This is a genomic window from Paenibacillus sp. 01L418 (assembly GCF_056400045.1).
Window position 1 is genome coordinate 1 of the sequence record NZ_JBFTSN010000051.1, and the last position, 20,770, is coordinate 20,770.

Annotated in this window: 22 protein-coding genes and 1 pseudogene; 20 read left to right on the plus strand and 3 right to left on the minus strand. The window is 45.9% G+C overall.

The window, feature by feature from the left end; genetic code table 11:
• A pseudogene (locus AC1DSE_RS09815) lies at positions 1-217 on the plus strand (hypothetical protein); the annotation flags it as partial.
• Between the two features lie 77 nt (positions 218-294).
• On the opposite strand, the gene AC1DSE_RS09820 reads toward AC1DSE_RS09815, so the two are convergent.
• A complete protein-coding gene (locus AC1DSE_RS09820) occupies positions 295-1,551 on the minus strand; it encodes a BaiN/RdsA family NAD(P)/FAD-dependent oxidoreductase (RefSeq protein ID WP_477512386.1) in 1,257 nt (418 codons plus the stop codon).
• A gap of 62 nt (positions 1,552-1,613) precedes the next feature.
• Between AC1DSE_RS09820 and AC1DSE_RS09825 the strand changes: the two genes are divergently transcribed.
• From AC1DSE_RS09825 to AC1DSE_RS09865, 9 genes are all read left to right on the plus strand, one after another.
• Entirely contained in the window at positions 1,614-2,450 is an 837-nt protein-coding gene (locus AC1DSE_RS09825) for a lysophospholipase (RefSeq protein WP_477527633.1), read from the plus strand.
• Positions 2,451-2,556: 106 nt separating this feature from the next.
• Positions 2,557-4,242 (plus strand): ATP-binding protein, encoded by a 1,686-nt coding sequence (locus AC1DSE_RS09830; RefSeq protein ID WP_477527634.1) that lies wholly within the window; start codon positions 2,557-2,559, stop codon positions 4,240-4,242.
• A 24-nt stretch (positions 4,243-4,266) separates the two neighbouring features.
• The gene (locus tag AC1DSE_RS09835) at positions 4,267-4,719 is read left to right on the plus strand and encodes a GNAT family N-acetyltransferase (RefSeq protein ID WP_477512396.1); all 453 of its coding nucleotides are present in this window, start codon (positions 4,267-4,269) and stop codon (positions 4,717-4,719) included.
• An 81-nt stretch (positions 4,720-4,800) separates the two neighbouring features.
• Positions 4,801-4,941 carry a hypothetical protein gene (locus AC1DSE_RS09840; RefSeq protein ID WP_477512383.1) on the plus strand — a complete coding sequence of 47 codons (141 nt, stop codon included), beginning with the start codon at positions 4,801-4,803 and terminating at the stop codon, positions 4,939-4,941.
• Positions 4,942-4,956: 15 nt separating this feature from the next.
• On the plus strand, positions 4,957-5,334 hold the full coding sequence (locus tag AC1DSE_RS09845; protein WP_441876213.1) for a DUF3905 domain-containing protein: 378 nt from the start codon (positions 4,957-4,959) through the stop codon (positions 5,332-5,334).
• A gap of 102 nt (positions 5,335-5,436) precedes the next feature.
• Positions 5,437-5,871 (plus strand): BrxA/BrxB family bacilliredoxin, encoded by a 435-nt coding sequence (locus AC1DSE_RS09850; RefSeq protein WP_076268955.1) that lies wholly within the window; start codon positions 5,437-5,439, stop codon positions 5,869-5,871.
• Positions 5,872-5,885: 14 nt separating this feature from the next.
• Positions 5,886-6,695, plus strand: coding sequence for an ammonia-dependent NAD(+) synthetase (nadE, locus tag AC1DSE_RS09855; RefSeq protein ID WP_477527635.1), 810 nt, complete (start codon positions 5,886-5,888; stop codon positions 6,693-6,695).
• 175 nt (positions 6,696-6,870) lie between these two features.
• On the plus strand, positions 6,871-7,710 hold the full coding sequence (locus AC1DSE_RS09860) for a P-loop NTPase family protein (RefSeq protein WP_441876221.1): 840 nt from the start codon (positions 6,871-6,873) through the stop codon (positions 7,708-7,710).
• A gap of 7 nt (positions 7,711-7,717) precedes the next feature.
• Entirely contained in the window at positions 7,718-8,098 is a 381-nt protein-coding gene (locus tag AC1DSE_RS09865; RefSeq protein ID WP_441876224.1) for a ribosomal maturation YjgA family protein, read from the plus strand.
• Positions 8,099-8,138: 40 nt separating this feature from the next.
• On the opposite strand, the gene AC1DSE_RS09870 is transcribed toward AC1DSE_RS09865, so the two are convergent.
• On the minus strand, positions 8,139-9,047 hold the full coding sequence (locus tag AC1DSE_RS09870) for an amidoligase family protein (RefSeq protein WP_477512380.1): 909 nt from the start codon (positions 9,045-9,047) through the stop codon (positions 8,139-8,141).
• A gap of 219 nt (positions 9,048-9,266) precedes the next feature.
• Here AC1DSE_RS09870 and AC1DSE_RS09875 point away from each other — a divergent pair, with 219 nt between their 5' ends.
• The 5 genes from AC1DSE_RS09875 to AC1DSE_RS09895 all read left to right on the plus strand — a co-directional run bounded on the left by AC1DSE_RS09875 (position 9,267) and on the right by AC1DSE_RS09895 (position 14,989).
• Positions 9,267-10,898, plus strand: a complete 1,632-nt coding sequence (locus AC1DSE_RS09875; RefSeq protein ID WP_477512379.1) for a hypothetical protein — start codon at positions 9,267-9,269, stop codon at positions 10,896-10,898.
• Between the two features lie 164 nt (positions 10,899-11,062).
• Positions 11,063-12,124 carry a DUF4198 domain-containing protein gene (locus tag AC1DSE_RS09880; RefSeq protein ID WP_477512378.1) on the plus strand — a complete coding sequence of 354 codons (1,062 nt, stop codon included), beginning with the start codon at positions 11,063-11,065 and terminating at the stop codon, positions 12,122-12,124.
• A 9-nt stretch (positions 12,125-12,133) separates the two neighbouring features.
• The gene (locus tag AC1DSE_RS09885; RefSeq protein ID WP_477512377.1) at positions 12,134-14,206 is read left to right on the plus strand and encodes a copper resistance CopC/CopD family protein; all 2,073 of its coding nucleotides are present in this window, start codon (positions 12,134-12,136) and stop codon (positions 14,204-14,206) included.
• Positions 14,207-14,301: 95 nt separating this feature from the next.
• Positions 14,302-14,700: a holo-ACP synthase gene (gene acpS, locus AC1DSE_RS09890; protein WP_430059712.1), complete on the plus strand. Its 399-nt coding sequence runs from the start codon at positions 14,302-14,304 to the stop codon at positions 14,698-14,700.
• Between the two features lie 61 nt (positions 14,701-14,761).
• Positions 14,762-14,989: a hypothetical protein gene (locus AC1DSE_RS09895; RefSeq protein WP_076268946.1), complete on the plus strand. Its 228-nt coding sequence runs from the start codon at positions 14,762-14,764 to the stop codon at positions 14,987-14,989.
• A 77-nt stretch (positions 14,990-15,066) separates the two neighbouring features.
• Here AC1DSE_RS09895 and AC1DSE_RS09900 read toward each other — a convergent pair whose 3' ends face one another.
• Entirely contained in the window at positions 15,067-15,414 is a 348-nt protein-coding gene (locus AC1DSE_RS09900) for a c-type cytochrome (RefSeq protein ID WP_339204619.1), read from the minus strand.
• A gap of 169 nt (positions 15,415-15,583) precedes the next feature.
• On the opposite strand from AC1DSE_RS09900, the gene AC1DSE_RS09905 reads away from it, so the two are divergent.
• From AC1DSE_RS09905 to AC1DSE_RS09925, 5 genes are all read left to right on the plus strand, one after another.
• Positions 15,584-16,462, plus strand: coding sequence for an AraC family transcriptional regulator (locus tag AC1DSE_RS09905; protein WP_477512376.1), 879 nt, complete (start codon positions 15,584-15,586; stop codon positions 16,460-16,462).
• Positions 16,462-17,703, plus strand: a complete 1,242-nt coding sequence (gene mutY, locus AC1DSE_RS09910) for an A/G-specific adenine glycosylase (protein WP_477527636.1) — start codon at positions 16,462-16,464, stop codon at positions 17,701-17,703. The genes AC1DSE_RS09905 and mutY overlap by 1 nt, the downstream gene beginning before the upstream one ends.
• A gap of 28 nt (positions 17,704-17,731) precedes the next feature.
• Positions 17,732-18,364 carry a bifunctional 4-hydroxy-2-oxoglutarate aldolase/2-dehydro-3-deoxy-phosphogluconate aldolase gene (locus tag AC1DSE_RS09915; RefSeq protein ID WP_076268942.1) on the plus strand — a complete coding sequence of 211 codons (633 nt, stop codon included), beginning with the start codon at positions 17,732-17,734 and terminating at the stop codon, positions 18,362-18,364.
• Between the two features lie 17 nt (positions 18,365-18,381).
• Positions 18,382-19,359, plus strand: coding sequence for an alpha/beta hydrolase (locus AC1DSE_RS09920; protein WP_477512374.1), 978 nt, complete (start codon positions 18,382-18,384; stop codon positions 19,357-19,359).
• 180 nt (positions 19,360-19,539) lie between these two features.
• Positions 19,540-20,724 carry a transglutaminase domain-containing protein gene (locus tag AC1DSE_RS09925; RefSeq protein ID WP_477512373.1) on the plus strand — a complete coding sequence of 395 codons (1,185 nt, stop codon included), beginning with the start codon at positions 19,540-19,542 and terminating at the stop codon, positions 20,722-20,724.
• The last annotated feature ends 46 nt before the right edge of the window (positions 20,725-20,770 follow it).

Consider the following 20,770-nt stretch of genomic DNA (forward strand, 5'->3'; position numbering starts at 1 on the left):
AGCAAGTATCGATGCCGACGCAGTTACCGGCACTGCATACTCGCTTGATGCGATTGCAATTCCGGCACATCTTGTGAATGAGGACTGGGCTGCAACCGATGGACAAGGCCATGATGCTGAGGAGCTGCACAATCGGGATGAAGCTGCGGATTATTCCGAGGAATTTCTTCCTGATCCCGGGACGTATGATCATTTTTCAGGAGATGTTCGAATTTAGCCGTACTTCACGTACATAATTGCAATAAAAAAAGGCTGTCACAACGTTTAACGACGTTTGACAGCCTTTTTATATCCTTACTGAATGACAGCATTAAGTCCTGCCGTATAGCCTGTGGAGAAAGCCGCAGTAATGTTGTAGCCTCCGGTGTAGCCATGAATATCCAATATTTCTCCGCAAAAAAACAAACCGCTCATGAGCTTGGATTGCATCGTCTTTGGATCGATTTCCTTTAACTGAATGCCTCCGCCGGTTACGAAAGCATCTTCAATGGATAAAGAGCCATACACTCTAATCGGAAAATGTTTGATCAGCAGCGAAAGGGCTATCCAGTCCTGTTTTGGAATATTGTCATAAGTAAGGCTATCCGGCAAACCTGCCTTTTGAAGCAAGATGGGTATCATTTTTTCCGGCAAATAACCTTTAAGGACATTTTTAATCGTTTTTTTCGGTTCAAGCTCGGAAAGTCTTAGCGTTTCCTTATAGACCTCGTCTTTGCTTTTATCAGGCACTAAGTCAATCGCAACCTCAATATTGCCCGTCTTAAATTGCTTAAGAGCTTTCACTACAAATTGACTGCATCTTAGCACAATAGGTCCGGAAATACCGAAATGCGTAAATAGCATATCGCCTTGATGTTCAATAATCTGCTTCCCTTTCGGGTTCCAAACCGACAGCGCAACGTCTCTCAGAGATAGCCCTTGCAGCTCCTTGCTTACAATGAAGGGCTCATTAGACGTAAGCGGAACCTCAGTTGGAAAAAGCTCAGTTATCGTATGTCCGGCTTTTTCTGCCCATGCATAACCGTCGCCGGTTGAGCCGGTCTGGGGCACGGACTTGCCGCCGGAAGCTACAATGACACTGCGGGCACGGAATGTTTCACCAGCTTTTGTACGCACGCCTGTGACCCTTCCATTGTCATACATGATATGATCGACAGGAGCGTTCAGTATGATTTTGACACCTTGTTTGCGTACCTGGTTAACAAGCGTATCTACCACCGTTTTAGCTCTATTTGATACGGGGAACATGCGCCCGTTATCCTCTTCCTTTAAAGCAATGCCAAGGTTCTCAAAAAAGGCGATAATATCCTTATTGTTGAAATTGGAGAAGGTACTGTGAAGAAAACGCCCATTGCCGGGAATATGCTTGATCAGCTCATCCAGTTCTTTATTATTCGTTACATTGCATCGGCCGCCGCCGGATATGCCGAGCTTGCGTCCTAATTTATCGCCTTTGTCTAGGAGAAGCACTTTAGCGCCTTCCTTGCTTGCAGCAATACCCGCCATTAGTCCTGCGGAGCCTCCACCAATTACAATTGCATCATATTGCATCGCTTTCCACCTGCTATATTATTAGTAGTATTATAATACCACAAAAGAAAGGCGGCGTTTGAATGCTGCGAGATGAATGGGTCATAACTGGCGCTAAGGGGTCGCAAATATTTTTGCGGGAATGGAAGTCAGAAACGATAGAGACAAAAGCTGTCGTCTGTCTCGTACACGGGATGGGGGAGCATGGCGATCGTTATGGACATGTAGCTGCTCAGCTTACTGCTGCTGGCTTTGTACTTATAGCGCTGGATCAGCAAGGCCATGGCCRCTCTTCAGGCAAACGGGGGCATCTGCATTCACTTGGCGCAGCTGTAAGCGATGCAGCGCTTATGATTGAAGAGGCTGGCAAACGGCACCCGGGAACGCCGATCTTCTTATACGGCCACAGTATGGGCGGCAATGTGGCGCTTAATTGTGCGCTGCGACTTCAGCCTCCAATTCGTGGACTCATACTGACAAGCCCTTGGCTTCAGCTTGCATTCAAACCGCATCCAGCTGTGGAGTGGTTTGGACGCAAATTGGCAGCGGTTGTCCCGAAGATGCACCAATCTACTGGCTTAAATCCTGCCGATTTATTTCGTCCTGGTTATGACCTTGCTGCGCCAATCGTGGAAGATCCGTTATGTCATACCAAAATTACACTCCAAACCTATATGGAGATTACCGCTGCCGGCGAGTGGGCGATCGCTCATGCATCCAGCCTGCAGGTTCCACTGCTGCTTATGCATGGCACTTCTGATCGCGTAACATCCTTTGAAGCAAGCGCGCTTGTTGCTGAGCGAATCGGAGACCAATGTTATTTTAGACGCTGGGATGGCGGGTATCATGAGTTGCACAATGACTTGGAGGGGAAAGAGGCTGTTCAAGAGCTAATTGATTGGTTAGAAGAACAATTGTAAATAGAGGTATTTTATGTTTTAATCGGATTAATAGATTGATTCAAATACAAAGCTACGTAAAAAACATAATATGGAATAGATTCAGAGTGTAGTAGGGGGATCGGACGTGACGTCTGTGTTAAAGGAATTGCTCTTACAATTCATTGTGTCCTTATTGCCTGTTTTCGCCTTTCAGCTTTGGTATGATAAAGACCAAAGATGGAAGGGAATACCTATTTTCATGAGCCTATTTTGCGGTGGATCGATGGTATTGTGTATGGTGACTGCTCCTGATTTATTAGGTTATGAAGTCGATTTTCGTCTCATTCCTTATGTAATAGGTTCTCTCTATGGAGGCGTGCCAACATTAGCCGTCTTAACCGTCATCTACATTGCAGTAAGAGTATCTATGCTCGAAGGCAGCTTGGAAGTCATTAACTTTATCATTTTTGTCATTGGTTTTGTCCCGCTGATGTTGYATGCGATTCCATCTTTCCAGCGTACCTCTGTTTTAGGCAAAGAACAGAAAAAACGCAGGGGCTTAGTGATCATGTCCATTTTGATCCTATACTACATTATTTCCGTTACTGGAATTATGTTATTTAATGGTATTTGGTGGTCGAATGTGATGATTTACGTGCAGTTGATCTCTGTTTGTGCATCATTAATGGCAACCTGGCTCTCTATCTTTATGATCGAAAATGTTAAAGAGAAGCAGCAGCTCTATGATGAAGTGAAACGAATGTCGGTTAATTATAGCAATGAAGTGGAGAAGCTTCAGCAATTTATAGATGAGACTTCATTTGGGGTAGTCATTGTTGATCGTGAAGGGAAAATCACACATTTTAATGATATAGCCAAAACAGTTCTCAGTCTTCCTTCAAAGGATTCGGAAGTGAAGGACTTGCTAGGCGTAGCCTTCCCGCTTATTTTTCAGGACGGACATGGCGATGTCTGCATAAAGCTGCTTTCTCAGGCGTTAAACGGCTGGAAGAACACACTCGTTCCGTACGTTAGCGGCGATAAAATGCTGCTCTTGTCGACGATTTCGATGCGTACATCGGTTAATGCTGAAAATGCAGGCGCATCACTTATCGTTCAAGATGTAACGGAGCTTCGTCAACTTCAGAGTGAGGTTGGGCGAATGGAACGATTAAGCCTGATAGGTCAAATGGCTGCAAGCATCACTCATGAAATACGCAATCCGATGGCGGTTATTCGCGGCTTTGTCCAATTGATTCAGGAGCGCAGTCCAAAAAATCAAGAGGAATACTTTCAGATTGTGATCGATGAGCTGGATCGTGCGAATATGATTATTAGTGATTTTCTATCGCTTGCTCAAAATAGGGAACTAGCCATGGAGCTGACTTCCCTGCATGATGTTGTTAATGAACTTATACCTCTGCTTAGTGCGGATGCGAATTTGCGAGGCCAATCTATTGAAGTGAGCCTTTGCGAAGATATACCTTTAATTATGATGAACGACAGAGAAATTAAGCAGCTATTTCTTAATATTGCCCGTAACGGAATGGAAGCTATGGGCAATAAGGGCTCATTACATATTAGTACTCGTAATAATGGAAATAAAATTGAGCTGCGGATTGCCGATCAGGGTGTCGGTATACCTCCAGAGCAAATGCAGCATTTGTTCGAGCCTTTTTTCTCGACGAAGACGCAAGGAACAGGGCTTGGCCTGCCGTTATGCCTAAGCATCGCTGAGCGCCATAATGGCCGGATTGACGTTGAGTCGAAGGAAGGTGAAGGTACAGCGTTTATCGTTACTTTCACAGTGCCGGAGGAACGCGCGAGTTGAATGAAGGAGCTTATTAGAGTGGAAATGGAAATGCGTAAGTTGTTAGCAAACGAACAACCCCCAATGGAACTGCTCTTGTTAGCAGATCCTTCGATTAAGCTCGTAGAAGAATACATAAAACGCGGGGAAGTTTTTGTAGGTGTTATAAGCAATGAAATTATTGCAGTATTTGTACTGCTGCCAACAAGGCCCGAGACGATCGAGATCGTAAATGTAGCAGTAGCGGAGTCAAAGCAAGGCCAAGGGCTTGGAAAGCAAATGGTACTTTATGCGATTTCATATGCAAAGCTTCTAGGCTACAAAACGATTGAAATTGGAACGGGCAATTCAGGGGTCAGCCAGCTTGCATTGTATCAGAAATGCGGCTTTCGAATGACGAGTATTGACCGAGACTTCTTTGTTAGACATTATCCGGAAGCGATTTATGAGAACGGAATACAGGTTGTTGATATGGTTCGTTTATCTCAGGATTTATAAGGAAAGCGCCAGCTGAGCATACTACCTCTGAAAGATAACCGGCAATTGCGGTTACATTTTATGACGAGAGGAGCGCTCACAATGACGCAGCATAATGAGGAAAAAGGTCGTTCGGCTGAGCAAGCAAAGCAGGCAAAAAATAATACGGCTGCTGACAGCAAATCACCCGAATCCGCTGGTTTTGACAAAAAGCTTGATGGACCTAATCGTCCTTCAATTTAGTGCGGAGGTGTTCATATGCCAGATCATGAGCACAAGAATGAAGATGAAATGCTTAAAGATGATCCCGCTTTAGATCCTTTTGAAATCGAATTTCTGCCTCAGTTTCGCGAAGGGCGAGGAAGCCGTGCGCCGTTTGTGAACTCACACGGCATCGTTATAGGCGATCATGAATATGAGTCTCCGGATTCACCATTGTCGCAGTGGAGCGAGGAAACAGATCCAGCTGTAATGGCTGGCGATGAATGGGTGCATCCTTTTAAGGATGTAGGTTTTCTAACCGCTGAAAATCGAGATATTTTTGAGGAGGGCCTTCAGCCGCAAGGAGGAATATTTACTCATCCTGACAAAAATGCGGCATTTGGTTTGGACAAGCCGAAAGACGCTCCTGTTTAAGCTGAAAAAGAACAGCCGGAGTGCGAGCGCTCCGGTTGCTTTATTTTGACTACGGAAGGTATAATAGTAGCTAAAATAAAGTAATTAAAGGAGTGTGTTTCGATGTCGATGTCATTCGAACGATACATGTTAGATATGGTGCAGCCTATGAGAGACGATCTTACTCGAATTGGTATTCAGGAGCTTCGCACACCTGAAGAAGTAGAAGAAAAATTGCCAAATGCAAAAGGTACGGCGCTTGTTGTTATCAATTCCGTTTGCGGATGTGCAGCAGGCCAATGCCGTCCAGGCGTGGCTGATGCGCTTCAACACGATATTACTCCTGATCATTTATACACTGTATTTGCAGGACAAGATAAAGAAGCAACAGCAAAAGCTCGTGAGTTTTTCGCTCCATATCCGCCATCTTCCCCTTCAATCGCTTTGTTGAAGGATGGAGAGCTAGTACACTTTATCGAGCGCCACCAGATCGAAAATCGTTCCGCATCGGACATTGCAGCCGATCTGACAGACGCTTTCGATCGGTTTTGCCGCTAATTAGGAAGGTAACTATGAGCTTACAACAATCCATTATTCAAAGACTTGGCGTTAAGCCGCAAATCGATCCGGAGCAGGAAATTCGCAAACGGGTTGATTTCTTGAAGGAATACGTAACGAACTCGGGAACAACGGGTTTGCTTATTGCGATTAGCGGCGGAATTGACAGCGCAGTCGCAGCGGGTCTTTGCAAGCGGGCAACAGATGAGCTTAGCGTTGAAACAGGCCGCGAGTATATGACGCTTGGCGTATTTCAGCCTTATGGCGAGCAATCCGATATTGCGGATAGTTATGCAGTAGCGGAAGCGTTCCAGCTAAAGCACCGCGCGGAGACGAATATTGAAGAAGCTGTGGATGAAATCGCGATTGAAGTGGAGCATAGCTTTAAGTCGTTAGGCATTCCGCGTCATTTGAGCCGCGGCGGCAAAGGCAACGTGAAAGCGAGAACGCGGATGGTTATGCAATACGCGCTTGCATTCGACCTTAATCTGTTAGTCGTTGGTACAGATCATGCATCTGAAGCGATTACAGGCTTTTACACGAAATGGGGCGACGGAGCGGTTGATGTTACTCCGCTTAGTACGCTTAATAAACGGCAGGTTCGTGAGCTGGYCTCCCATATCGGCGTACCGCAAAGCGTGCTCGACAAAGCGCCAACGGCAGGCCTATGGGACGGACAAACCGACGAGGGCGAGCTAGGCATCACTTATGGTGATAACAGCGACTATCTCGAAGGCAAGTCCATTAGCGACGAGGCTCGCGAGAAGCTTGAAAAGCAATATTTGAAAACCGAGCATAAGCGCTCCCCGATTCCGGGTATTTAATGAGCTGCTTTAAGCTTCGAGCAGTAAAAAGACTGTCCCTTGAACCGAGAATTCGGCAGGGGACAGTCTTTTTTTGTTGCAGTGGAGCAGCATTTGATTAGCTAAGCGGACGCCAATGATGGAGGAGAAACGGCTGGAAGATAGAATATAGTAGTTGTGAAAGGAGCTGAATGCCATGAATAATACGAAGTTAATCCTTGTTGAAGGATTGCCCGGATCAGGGAAAACGAGTACGGCACGTTTTGTGAAGCAGCTATTAGATGAACAGAATATTGCCAATCGCTTGTTTTTGGAGGGGGATTTGGAGCACCCAGCCGATTATGATTCCGCGGCTTATTTTACAGAAGAACAATATAAGCAAATGCTGCAAAAATATACGGAGCAACAGCAGTTAATCATTAAGCATTCCGAGGCTAAGGCGGACGGATATATCGTATATTACGGGAAGCTGCTAAAGGAAACAGATTCGATTAATAGTGAATATTTCGGGGATTATGATGTATATAACCTCCCTTTGGAGAGGCATCAGCAGCTCATTATTGAAAAGTGGAGCGATTTTTCGAGACAGGCTATTAACGGGGATGAAGTGTACATAATGGAATGCTGTTTTTTGCAAAATCCGTTAACCGTCATGCTTGTACGAGACAATTGTTCCGAGGTTGAAATATCGACCTATATTCATGAACTGAATCGCTTGATTAAGCAGCTGAATCCGGTATTGCTCTATTTGTATCAGGATGACTTTAAACATGCATTTCCTGCAATAATTGCTGAACGGCCAACAGAATGGCTAAACTTTATTACTTGGTATTACACGGAGCAGGGCTACGGCAAAAGTAAAGAGCTCAAGGGAACTCAAGGTCTTCTCGAGGTGCTTGAGCTGCGAAAGACTTATGAATTAGCGATACTAAACGAGTTGCCGATCGATAAAATGCTGTTTAATAAAAGCAGCTTGGACTGGGACAAGATCCACAGCCAAATCCAAATCGATCTGCAAAATCGTTTAAGCAGGTGATTATCAAATGAAACCGAGAATACGATACGCGATTGCGGTTGTTATAACGATGGTGCTTGGCTACAGCTCAAGGAGCTTTGCAGATTCGCTGCCTGGGTTTGTTGCAGAGCATTTTGGCGATGCGCTTTGGGCATGCATGATTTATTATGGCTTCCGTACCATAGGGGTGCACAAAAACTTGTTTTGGGCTGCTGGCGCTAGCCTCATCTTTTGTTTTGGCATCGAGTTTAGTCAGCTCTACCAGGCGGATTGGATTAATGAGATTCGCAGGACGTTTATTGGAGCTTTAGTGCTCGGGAGCGGTTTTTTGACCGTGGATTTGATCAGGTACAGCGTAGGCGTTATGTTTGCCATAATTGTTGATCGATATTTTATTTTTAAAAAGTAAGAAGACCCTTCCACCGAAACGCGGCGGAAGGGTTTTTGATTTATGATTCAACTTGACGTACAACTGTCCAGCTCTGGGCAGCAGGCTTTAGCACAAATTTAAATAGGTGTTCTCCAGATTTCTCAATAGCAACCATAATACCATCTTGAACAGGTACGATATGATGAATTTCTCCACCCGGTACAAGTTCGGCTGCCAGCGGCGTCAAGATGGGAATGAGAGCTTCCTCCAGCCAGCACCTTTCTTGATACCATTGTGGCGGTGGTAAATCAGAAGGATAACCATCAATAGGTGCTTCAAGCTCAAGAGCCATTTTTAGGGGATCGGTTGAAAGCTTACGGCCGGCACCTATCGCTGCTACGAATCGCAAGCACAGCTCAATGGTACGGAGAATTTCTTCATCATTCACTGAGCCATTTGCATAACGAATTTCCACCGTGCCTATATCAAACCAAGCCGCTGTGTTTATTCCACAACGATGAGATTGCGGACGTCCTACATGGAGAACGGCTTCATCGCTTGGATTTGCAATATAGCTCTCACGCATGTCTGGAGTAACGGGCGGGCAGAACTGCAGTCGGTGCTCGCTCGTATTCAATAGCGCTTGAATCGTTTGTTGATATTCCAGTGCGGCGTCTATAAGCGGGAGGACAGCATCTTCTCCCCATGGTTCGAGACCAATATGAACATGGAGTCCGCAGCTCCAATTGGCTGTTGCTCCTTGTTCCCTCAGCCTGTTTAACATGATCTGAATTTGCTCACGGTCTTCCCACAAGATCGGAGGCGGCTTAAGCTCACTGCCTGATTCCATACCTTGTGCATCAATTTGCCGCTCATCCAAAGAAATAACCCAACCAGGCAGCAGCTCCAAGCTTTCTGGATTTCCGCCTACAAACTCAATTTCCACGCCAAAGCGCAGCTCTTTCCAATCAACGATTTTTGGCCACATTGCCATCATCCTCTCCATTTATATAAGCTTCATCATGTAAAGAGAGGAGTCGAGGCGGACCACGAGATTAACGAGGGATTTTTTTTCTGAACATAAAATGTCCTCCTTATTCGAAAAAATGATTGTAGTTTTGAACTAAAAAAATAATGAAGAGGTATCTCTTATTATTCAAATTATATATGATTAGAAGAAAAAAGGTAAATTGAGGAGATTCGTATAATGAGCTTTACAGCTAAGCAAAAAGAGATTATTCAAAAAATAGCAATTGCAGCCCATAACCAGCCATTATTAAGCAGCGGTTTATGGTTCCACCACGATTTACGCGATAACTTTTATTATGCTTCCTATTTGCTTGCAGCTGCAGTTGATAACTCAGAACAACTGCCGTTTGAGAGAGAGGCTGCTAAACGAACTGCGGAATCTGTGCTTCTAGAGGTGCTTGCGCTGCAAGATCAGGATGTAGAAAGCGATACTTATGGACATTGGCCGCTTAGACTAGAGGATGTTCCGAAGGACTCCAAGCCAAATACGTTGCCCGTAGAGCTGATGGGGAGCTTGATGGCATTTTTTGCGAGACGCTATAGGACGTTTTTTGACAAGCAGCTAATCCAAGCATTTGATACTGCCCTTATCCATATTTATCGAAGCGGCTTCTACCATCATAAAAATGTATTTGGTCATCACGATGCAAAATATACAGCTGCAAAGCTGATTTTTGGACAAATGTTTGCCGATGCTGATTTGCTGGAGGATGGTCGCAGCAATCTTCAGCTTACATTAGCCCATATTCGCAAGTATGGCATGTCCGAATACAACAGCTTGCCTTGGTTCTGGCATTGGGTGCAGGCATTCACTTGTGCTTGGTACGAAATACAGGACGCAGCCATTAAACAAGAGCTCGCCGATATGCTTGATTTTCTCTGGAATGAGCGAGCTGCATTCTATTTGAAAGGCGCCTTTGTCGGTGCTCATTGCCGCGGTCAGAAGCATGACATCCCGCTTGATAGCAACGTTCTGCATGATTATGTGCAATTCGGTGATTTCGAGCTTCCAGAGCAAATGCCGCGGACGGAGTATGCAGGATTTTTATTTTACGAGGCGCCTGAAACAGCTCGTCGTACAGCGCTTAATCGCAGTGAGCCAACTGAGGAGAAAAAGGCGATTACGAAGCTAACGGATGAAGGAGCAAGCATGCTTCACAGCTATGCCTTCATTACATCGGATTTTGCAGCGGGCGGAATGTGGGAGCGATTCTCGGAGTTTGACAATGAGCAGCATCGCTGGGATATTTCTTTGCCATTGGGACTGCAAAACGGCGTGAATCAACTCTACTTCTTCCACCCGGCAGAGGCGAATGCGGTTGAAGATTTGCGGCATCAAACCGAGTTTACGGAAGTTCTTTATTACAAAAATACAATAATGGCTCTATATCCGATTCCTTCTGACAAAGACAATACGATTATCGGGTTATTGCCATGTATGGATTGGCTGCAAGAGCCGGGCATGCTTGTTGGTCAGACAGAGAATGTGTTTTTGGCGGTTTATGTTATGCAGCCTTATGATCTGGAACATCGTTCGGATCGCTCTATCGTGACAAGCAAAGGCTCAGAAAACGGCGTAATTGTCGAAGTAATCAGCCAGAACGATGCGTTGAAGAATGGCATAAGCAGTTATGAAGAATTTGTGGAACAGGCAAAAAACAATAGGCCAGCTTGGTCTGCTGAGGAAAGGCTTAGTGTGAAGTATGTGAGCCATGATAAGAGCGTACTTGAGCTAAATGTTGATGGAGAAGGCAGCAGTGAGAAATTGATCAATGGCCTTTCAGTTGATTTTAGTGAATATAGAACTTAAACGAGTTGCGTATCGTTCCAGACGGAAGGAAAGCTTCACTTTCCATAATTGCATAGTCATGATTCACATATCGTTCACCACTATATAGCTCTAACGAGTCATGTGATGCAGCTCCCCCATTGATACAATTTGGACAGTGAATCCAAATCGATGGGGGTATTTTTATGAAGCTTAAGAAAAAAATCGCGGGTGTCGCACTGGCAGCTATGTTGACACTAGGAGCGGCGGCTCCAGTATTCGCGCATGACGGTTGGTCTCAGACGAGTGCACCAATCGTAGCGCCTGGTCAAGTTTCCTATGTTGAGCTTATGTACGGAAACCACTCCAACGAGCACAAGAGCTATCGGTTGGAAGGGCAGTGGGGCAGCACTTCAAAAGTATATGTGACTACGCCGGCAGGGCAGAAGTCAGATATTACAGGCACTCGTTTCTACACTGGAGAGCCGGCTACGGAAACAACGCCAGCGCTAAATAATTACTTTGTTGCGTCATTTAAATCAAATGTTCCAGGCGCGTATATTATATCAACCGAAGCAGACAGCGTGTACAAAGGTGCAGACGCTGCTACTCGTACGCTGCGCAGTGCCAAATCATTCGTAGCGATTAGCGATATTCCTGTTATTGATCGGGTTAAAGCACTTACAGGTTTCTTTAAGGAAGTAAGCCCGGATCGAGCGGAGCTCATCCCTTTGTTCAATCCTGCTGCAGTTACACCGGGTGAAAAAGTGTCGATTGAGCTGCTTCTAAAGGGCAAACCGCTTACTAATACAGCCGTTGATATTATTCGTCGCAGCAATTCTGAAGCAGTGGAGCTGAAGACCGATGATAAGGGCGTGGTTTCATTTACGACGGGTGCTGCCGATTATTACTTAGTACGTGCGAAGCCAAGCACTACGGAAGCTAAGGAAGGCGAATACAGCGCAACAAATTACGAAGCTACAATGACTTTCACGGTTCAAAATAAATCAGTGAAGCTCCCAGGCAGCGCCGTGTCTGCTAAACCACAAATTTACGTAAACGGAAACGTAGTAGCTGTAAGCAGTTTGACCGTTTCAAACGGTACGACGAAAGTAGATGCAGCGTTCATTAAGCAATACGTAGACGCAGCATATAAAGGCACAGGTGCTGTAACCCTTCGTTCCGCAGCTGAGGCAGCTGGTGCTTCTGTTGAATACTTCCCTGCCGTAGGCGGTAATCAAGCAGCTGTCGCCATTTATACGAAATAAGGATTGCAGATGAAAAAAATAAGATTGATATTTGCAATAGTAATAATATGGGCATGCCTGCCGAGCTTCGTCTCGGCGCATGCCTATATTGCGCAATCGACACCTTATGGGGATGCGGAGCTGGCGGAAGCTCCGCCTGCCATTCGAATAAAATTTACAGAGAAAATCGATACGAAGCTAAGTAATATTTCACTAAAAAGCAGTAGCGGCACTGACATTACTGGCAAGTTAAGCAGTGATGATGATCTTACGCTTGTTTATACCATTCCTAAGCTGGATAAGGGCATTTATGAAGTAAGCTGGCAGGTGTTGTCGCTTGATTCTCATATAACAGACGGTTCCTTTAAATTTGCGGTAGGCGTGAAGCTTGAGGCTGTGAAACCGGATGATACGGTTTCACTGGACGGTGCTTCTGCTGGTAATACAGGGAACAGCTCTGGAAATGAAGCAAAAGTGACTGACAAACCAGTAATTACAAAGAGTCCAGAGCCCACAATTAAACCTAAGCCTACAAAGAAGCCGGATATAACGCCTACGCCATCTGCATCGCCCACTCCGACTGCTATAGAAGTCAGTGAAGGGACGGCAGCTACCCCGTCTCCCACGATTTCAAGCAGTGAAGAGGTGGAGACAGCAGAGCCGGATACAAATACAAATACAAATACAAAAGATGTTGATGCGGATGCTGTGGAAGATGATAATGCTGCTCCGCAGATCGAACAGGATACGGCTAATGATCACAGCAGCCATAGCAATCACAGCGGCGACAGTGGCGCTGGAGAGGCCGAGCACGATCATACGGGTGGCCAAGGCTTCATGGTGCTGATGCGCATACTCGATATTTTGACGGCTGTTATTCTCGCTGGAATATTGTTTTTCCGATATGTCATCTGGAGAGATGATGAATCTAAGGCACCGTTTGGTTTCTCCGTCCGAGCCGAGAGACTAGTGATGGGAGCCGCGGCGCTTATTTGGCTGGTTTCCGGATTGCTTCGCTTGTCGATGCTTGCAGACCAATTCGGCGGTGTATCCATCTATGCATTAGCTAATGGAACAATGATTGGAAAGATAGCGACATTAAGAGTTGGGCTTGCTTTAATCGCACTTCTTCTCGCATTTGCCCCTATTCGGGAGAGACGATGGGCGAATATGATTAAATGGATAGCTGCAGCGGCATTGATAGTGAGCTTCCCGCTCACAGGCCATGCGAATGCTGCTTTAACCGATGTCGTATTTGGAATAGTGACCCATACGGTCCATATGTCTGCTGCCGCAATATGGTTTGGTGGCCTTGCGGGTTTGCTGTCATTAACTTTCCATAGAAATGCTGTGGAGCTCTTGAACCAAGCGGCTGTGCGTTTCGCAAAGTGGGCGCTGCCAAGCATGATCGTTATTTTGATTAGCGGAATATGGCTTTCGGCTGCTAGGCTCTCAGAATGGGGACAATTGCTCACTACAGCGTATGGCAAGCTAATCCTCGCCAAAACCATTCTCATGCTGCTTGTCGTCGTCATTGCAGCACTTCATAAGCTCGTATTCATGCCGCAAATCGCGAAAGCGAGCGCCGCAAGAGGGTTGCTGGTTGGCATCCGAATTGAGATGCTGCTTGCTGTTGCTCTATTCGTGCTGGCAGGCTGGTTGTCGACAACTTCTCCGCCGGAAGCACGCGTGGAGTCAAAGCTGGCTGAACCGATCTATTGGCATGTGATGGGTGAGCAGGCGCATATGAGTTTGCGTATTTCGGAGAATGATCAGACTGGGGATCAGGCTGTACGCCTTGATTTGTGGCTTCCTGAAGATCAGGGAACGCCTTTATCCGCGGAAGTAGCTGTTAAGACAGACTCGAATCAAGCGGAAGCGGAAAAGGAAACCGAGCAAGGAAACAAAATTATGATTCCGCTGGAATTGCAGCCGATGGGGAAAGAGATGTTTGAATTTCCAGGCTTTACGAAATATACGTATCGTTCATCAGGTGAGTTTATCGATGATCAGAAAAAAGGGTTAATTACAGTTGATGTAAAAGACGAGAAAGGAAACAACTTCCATTATGAGCGAGTGATAGGCGACTCGCTAACGGAATAGTTGTTACTGCAAAATAAGAGGGAAAGACATGTCCATGCTTGACTTCGCTTCATGCTTCTGCTAATCTCACCATCAGGGAAAAGGCGGGTGTTAGCATGATCATCGGCATCGGACATGATTTATCAGATATTACAAGAATCGCGAAAATAGTGGATGGCCGCACAGGCAGAAGGTTTTTGGAGCGGGTGCTGTCTGCGGGCGAGCGAGAGCTGGCTTCGGAGTATACAGGCGAGCGGCTTTATCAGTTCACGGCTGGACGTTTCGCTGCGAAGGAAGCGGTTGTGAAAGCTTTTGGCTGTGGAATAGGGAATATATTAGGATTCACAGACATCGAAATTTTGCGGGGAAGCTGCGGCAAACCCGAGTGCAGCTTAACGGTGGCAGCTTGGAATCGCCTAGGCTTTAGCAGAGAGGCTGTTCGAATTCATGTTACGATTACACATGAACGAAAGCTGGCTTCAGCTTTTGCTGTTGCGGAACGGATATCGGAGTAACCTTTTGCCTATACTTGGAATGTAATATACCAAGTTAGCTAGTCGAGAGGGGATGTCGACAATGAAGGAGCAGCGGCTGCAAAAAACGAAGCGTCGGTTTAAAACCGGACAATGGGTTGAATTCGACGGGTTGTATTCAGACGATTGGGGCGGAGATCTAGTGCTTGTACAGGGTGATTTATTTCCGATGCATCCCCAAATGGGTGAAACGCATTGGACCTACGCCGGCCAAGCGGCACTTCATTTCATGAGCTCTCCAAAAATAAACGGCCATCATATCGGCTATTAAGCGAACATGAACAAGAAAAAAAGGATGCTTGAGCAGCATAATCTGCTCAGGCATCCTTTTTTTTCGCTAAGCCTTTGTTATTTTTTGCTTGCCAACCAATTAGAGAGCCCAGCAATTTCTTCAGCGGTCAGACGCTCTTTAAAAGCAGGCATCGAGCCTTCGCCCTCTTCAATCTGTTTCGTAATATCAGCAGCACTCATGCGCTCTCCAACTTTTTGGAGATTTGTTGCCGGGCCTACTCTGCCTTGAAGCCCGGTTCCGTGACAGCTGACGCAATTGGCCTTATAAACCGAAATAACTTCCTCCGGCCCAATCAGCGCGTTGGTTTTCTCAGGAGAGCTGTTCTCTTTGCTTCCACAGCCTGCCAGCAGTAACACGGCTATAAAGAATGTTGTTGCAATAGAAAAACCTCGGTTCCGATTCATATATAGCAATCCTTTCGTTTATTCTTTATTATGGAAGATTCGGTCTTGTTTAGGATATTCATAAGACTTCCATATGAATTTGAATCGTTAGTTCGTATAATAGAGAAGATGTTAACCACTCGAGAGAAGATATAACTATTATATCTCAGTTTTACTTATAGGAGAATTCATGAAACCGACAATAGAAAGTATTTTGCAAAATCAGTTGAACAACATTCAAGCCGAGGTTATTATGACTGCCTATAACGAGTTTGAACCGGGCTGGTTCGAGCAAAAAACCGAGCCGGATTTTTTCCGTTTCGGTTATACAGTCAAGGGAGAAGCCCGGCTTAACATACAAAATGACACTTATTTCGTACAGCCGGGTACGCTTTATTTTTTGCCGGCGGGTACAAAACAATCTTTTGGTACAGAGGGAAATGAGAAGCTGGGGCTTTATTGGTGCCATTTCCGTTTGGAGCTTAGCGATTTTCAAGTTATAAATGCGCTGCAGCTTCCGCCATTTGTTTATGTGAAAGACAAAGAAATGATGAAGAACCTTTTTATAAAAATGAACGAATATCAGCATCGTAAATCGATTACACGAGAGCTGCGGTTAAAGTCGGTGCTGCTGGAGCTGCTTGCCTATTATTTAGAAGAAAGCCATGTGCAGAGAACAACATTCCAGCAATCGGATTTTGAGGTAAAATGGAATGAAGTGCTCGCCTATATTGAAGAAAATTTGCATCAGAACATACAAATTGAGGAGCTAGCTAAGTTTGCTTTTCTCCATCCAAACTATTTTATAACATCCTTCAAAAACATCATGGGCTGTTCGCCGATCCAATATGTGACGAATCGCCGCATTGCGATCGCAAAGCAGCTGCTTATGGAAACGGAGCTTCCTGTAGCCGTTGTTGCGAAGCAGGTTGGCATGCAAAATCATTACTTATCACGGCTGTTCAAAAGATATACAGGCATCACGCCGGTTCAGTATAGACGGATTGGAAAAAATACCGGAACCAATCGAAAGACGCTTACAACAAGAATGAACGAGGAGAAAAGCTAATGGGAGAAATAGATGTAAAGACATATTTTAGTACAGAGCTGCTAAATTGGTATCGGCTTATCAAACGCGATTTGCCATGGAGGATTAATAAAGATCCTTATCGGGTGTGGGTATCGGAAATTATGCTGCAGCAGACGAGGGTAGACACTGTTATTCCATATTACAATCAATTCATGAGTAAATTCCCAACGGTGCGAGCACTTGCTGAAGCACCTGAAGAGGAAGTGCTCAAAAGCTGGGAGGGGCTTGGCTACTACTCGCGTGCCCGCAATTTGCAAGCAGGTGCCAAAGAGGTCGCTCAGCGTTATGGGGGAATCGTCCCAGATGATAAAGCGTCCGTTGCTGGATTGAAAGGCGTTGGCCCTTATACTAGCGGAGCTATTATGAGCATCGCATTTAATCGTCCAGAGCCGGCAGTGGATGGTAATGTGATGCGTGTGCTCTCGCGATATTTTTGCTTGGAGGATGATATCGCAAAAGCTTCTACGCGAGTAGGCATTGAGAAGCTGGCTGCTTCGCTTATTCCAGAAGGCGCCGCTGGCGACTTCAATCAAGCGCTGATGGAGCTGGGTGCTCTCGTGTGTACGYCGAAATCGCCAAGCTGTTTGCCTTGCCCTGTAATGGAGCATTGTGAGGCGAGACTAGCAGGCAGAGAAATGGAATTGCCGATCAAGACGAAGGCGAAGCCTCCTCGTCCAGAGTTTAGGGCGGCAGCGATCGTTGTTGGCAGCGGAGAAAATGTAGGCAAAGTGCTCGTAAGGCAGCGTCCAGCTACAGGCCTTCTAGCCCAAATGTGGGAGCTTCCTCATTTGCTGCTGCCGCCGGATAAGGTGAACTGGCTGGATGAAACAGCGCCGAAGGAGCAGGGCGAGCTCGCCGAGATGATCAGCCGCATGCTTGATGAGGACACAGGACTTCTTATTCGTCCGCGCAGCTGGTTTACAGATGCTGATCATATTTTTAGTCATATTCATTGGAAAATGCGTTTTTATTTAGCCGATTTGGGTGAAACGTCTTATTCAGCTTTAGACGCAGACATCGCAGCTGCATCGGGCAGCGCAGCTATTGCTGCGGAGGCAGCGTCCTCTTATGAAGGGAATCAAAAGGCGGCAGCTATAGATGTTTCTACTGAGGAACATAATGAGCAGCCGGGCACTTACCGATGGATTTCAAAGGAAGATATGGACACGCTGCCGTTTCCGAATTTATTTTTGCGCATTTTAAAGCAATTTTGGGAATAAATGATTATAAGAGTCGGAGGAGAAGCAAATGAGCAATATGCTGGAGCTGCTCTTGCAGCACAAAATTGTAGCCATTTTACGAGGAATTGAAGATCGGCATGCAGATGATACAGCGCAGGCTTTAATAGACGGCGGCATTCATATGATGGAAATTACGATGAACACGGGCGGAGCAGCGGCTATGATAGAGCGTTGGCGTTCGAAGTTTGATGGAAAAGCTGCAGTAGGTGCCGGCACAGTAACGGATGTAGACCTTGCTAAGGAGGCTGTGGCGGCAGGTGCCCAATATCTCATATCGCCTAACCTAGATGAGGAAGTTATTGCATATGGCCGCGAGCACGGCCTCTCTGTATGGCCCGGTGTTATGACACCGACTGAAATTGTGAAAGCTTGGAAGGCAGGAGCGGATGCTGTAAAAATTTTTCCAATGGGCACGCTCGGCATAGGTTACTTGCAGGAAATTCGCGGACCTTTAAACGATATTCCGATGATTGCTACTGGCGGAGTGGATTTACATAATATTGCAGATTATTTTAAAGCAGGAGCAAATGCTGTTGGAATGGGCAGCAAGCTCGTTAATTTGGAATGGGTTCGCGAAGGGAAATTCGCTCAAGTAACGGAACGAGCACGGCAATTCGTAGATATCGTAAGCAAGTTATAGAGCAAGGAGGTTATCTCATGGACGTTGTCTTATGGATCGTTATCATCTTCTTTATTATTGTTTTGCTGCTTGCTGCGCTAATCTGGCAAATGGGCGCGCGCAGCCAGAAGCCTCGAAAGATTATGAATGCGGAGACTCCTCTTGTCGACACGCAGTGGCAATCCTTAACGTTCACTAATTATGGCTCTAAGCTGGAAGGCTGGCTGCTTCAGCCTGCTTCCAACGAATTGTTAAAGAACGGACTTGCACCTCTAATTATTATTGCGCATGGCTGGGGATCGAATCGGACGAGAGTGCTTAGGTATACGCGTCCGATTTATGAAGCAGGGTTCGCTATATTGATGTATGATGCACGCAGCCACGGCAACAGCGATTCGATTTCTGCGCCTTCCGCGCTCATGTTTCGGGATGATGTGCTCGCTGCTCTTGATACAGCCAAAAGTTTGCCAGGTATGGATCCAGACCGAATTGCTATACTAGGTCATTCCCTTGGCGGATTTGGAGCGCTGCTTGCCCTTGATCAAGGTATGAAGGTGAGAGCGGTCGTAACGGATTCAATGCCCGTCCATTTCGATACGATGATGAAATCGGAATTGCGACGCAAAAAACTGCCGCTTTTCCCGCTAGCCTATCTGATTCCGATGATATGGCTTATTCGTTCACGCATATCGTGGTCGCAGTTTAAAGAGGCCAGCATTCCTGCTGTAATAGCTAAACATGCCGGCAGCTCCGACATTGGCCGTACACCGATTATGATGGTTCATTCGAATGGTGATGAGTTTATTAGTGCGGAGGATCTGAAGCAGCTGAAAGAGCAATTGCCAGATCATCTGATTCAAACACTGTTCGTATCGACCAAAGGACATAGCACTTCCGAGCAAGATTCTAGCTTTTGGGAGAAGGTTATCCCTTTTTTGCTGGAATCCATGGAGTATGCTTCTATCAAAAAGGAAGCCCGCGGCACGAGGCTGCAGGCTTCAAGAGAGAATATATAATAAAGGGGGGTCATGAATTTATTATATAAGCATAAGATGAAACCAAGATGAGAGAAATATTACAGTTTGATTACAAGGCTGCTAGCTTATAAGCGGGCATCCCTTCTAGTTGAAAATATAAATGTGAAGAAGTTTCCGATAAATGGTTGCTTTCTTTCACTTATTGTTAAGGAGGTTCGAATGCGTAGAGTAGCTTCTAAATTGTTGGTGGTTGTCGTTATCGTAGTAGCTGCATTTTGTCTTGACCTCAAGCTGGATTTATTTCCGGCGGCAGCAGAGTCGGAGGAGGTGGCCGCCTTGGATGAAACGAATAAGATGGAGCGCTTGGAGCTCGAGCTTGCTAAACATTTCAAAGCCAGGTCCGAGCGGTTTTCAGTGACATACACGGGGGACAAGCAGGAACTATCGAAGAAAATGACAGAGGTCATTCGTGCTGCTTTAAAGCATGATGATTATTCAGCCTACATTCTTGAATCCTACATCTACACCATTCGCAGCTGGGGAAATAAATCGACGATTGCTCTGGAAGCCAGATACCGCGAGACACTGGAACAAACGGCAGTTGTAGATCGCACCGTTGCAAAGGCGCTCCAATCTATAATAGAGCCGGGAATGAATGAGCATGAGAAAATAAAAGCCATTCACGACTGGGTCGTTAGCCATGTGGAGTATGATAAAACATTGAAGCATTACACTGCTTATGATGCGGTGACACTCGGAGAAACCGTGTGTCAAGGATACTCATTGCTAGGCTATAAAATGCTGAAGCAAGCGGGACTGACGGTTTTAATCGCAGAGGGTACTGTGAATACGGGCGAGCATGCATGGAATATGGTGCAGGTAGACGGTGTTTGGTACCATTTGGATCTAACCTGGGATGATCCGGTCGCAGCAGCATCAGCAGGAAGCCAAATCACGGCACAAAAAGTTTCGCCAAGCGAGAGTACGATTCGTTATAACTATTATTTGAGAACGGATGAGGAACTGCGCGTTGATCACCAGTGGACTAGAACTTATCCTGCTGCAAACGTCTCCTATGCGGATACGATTCGTGAGTTGGAGAAGCAAGGGGGAAAGGCGGAGCGCAGCCGCTTCAGCAGGCTGAAGATCGCACTTGGCTTGCACTGGCTTGAACCGGAATATACGGTATCAAGCTCAGCGCAGCTGAATCAAGTTATACAATCGGCGCTTGATTCCAAGGCAGGGAGCCTGTCATTCAGATATGAGCAAGGTGATCAATTCCCAGCAGCTTTAAAGGCTGCCTTCAAACGTATAAACGTAGCAGTTGGCTATCGGGCAAGCTATGAGCCTTATGCTGGCGATCAATCACTTCTTGTTAATCTTCAGCTGGAATATACGAAATAATAGGATGAGGTGCAGAGGGCTGCACCTCATTTTGTTCCAATAGGAA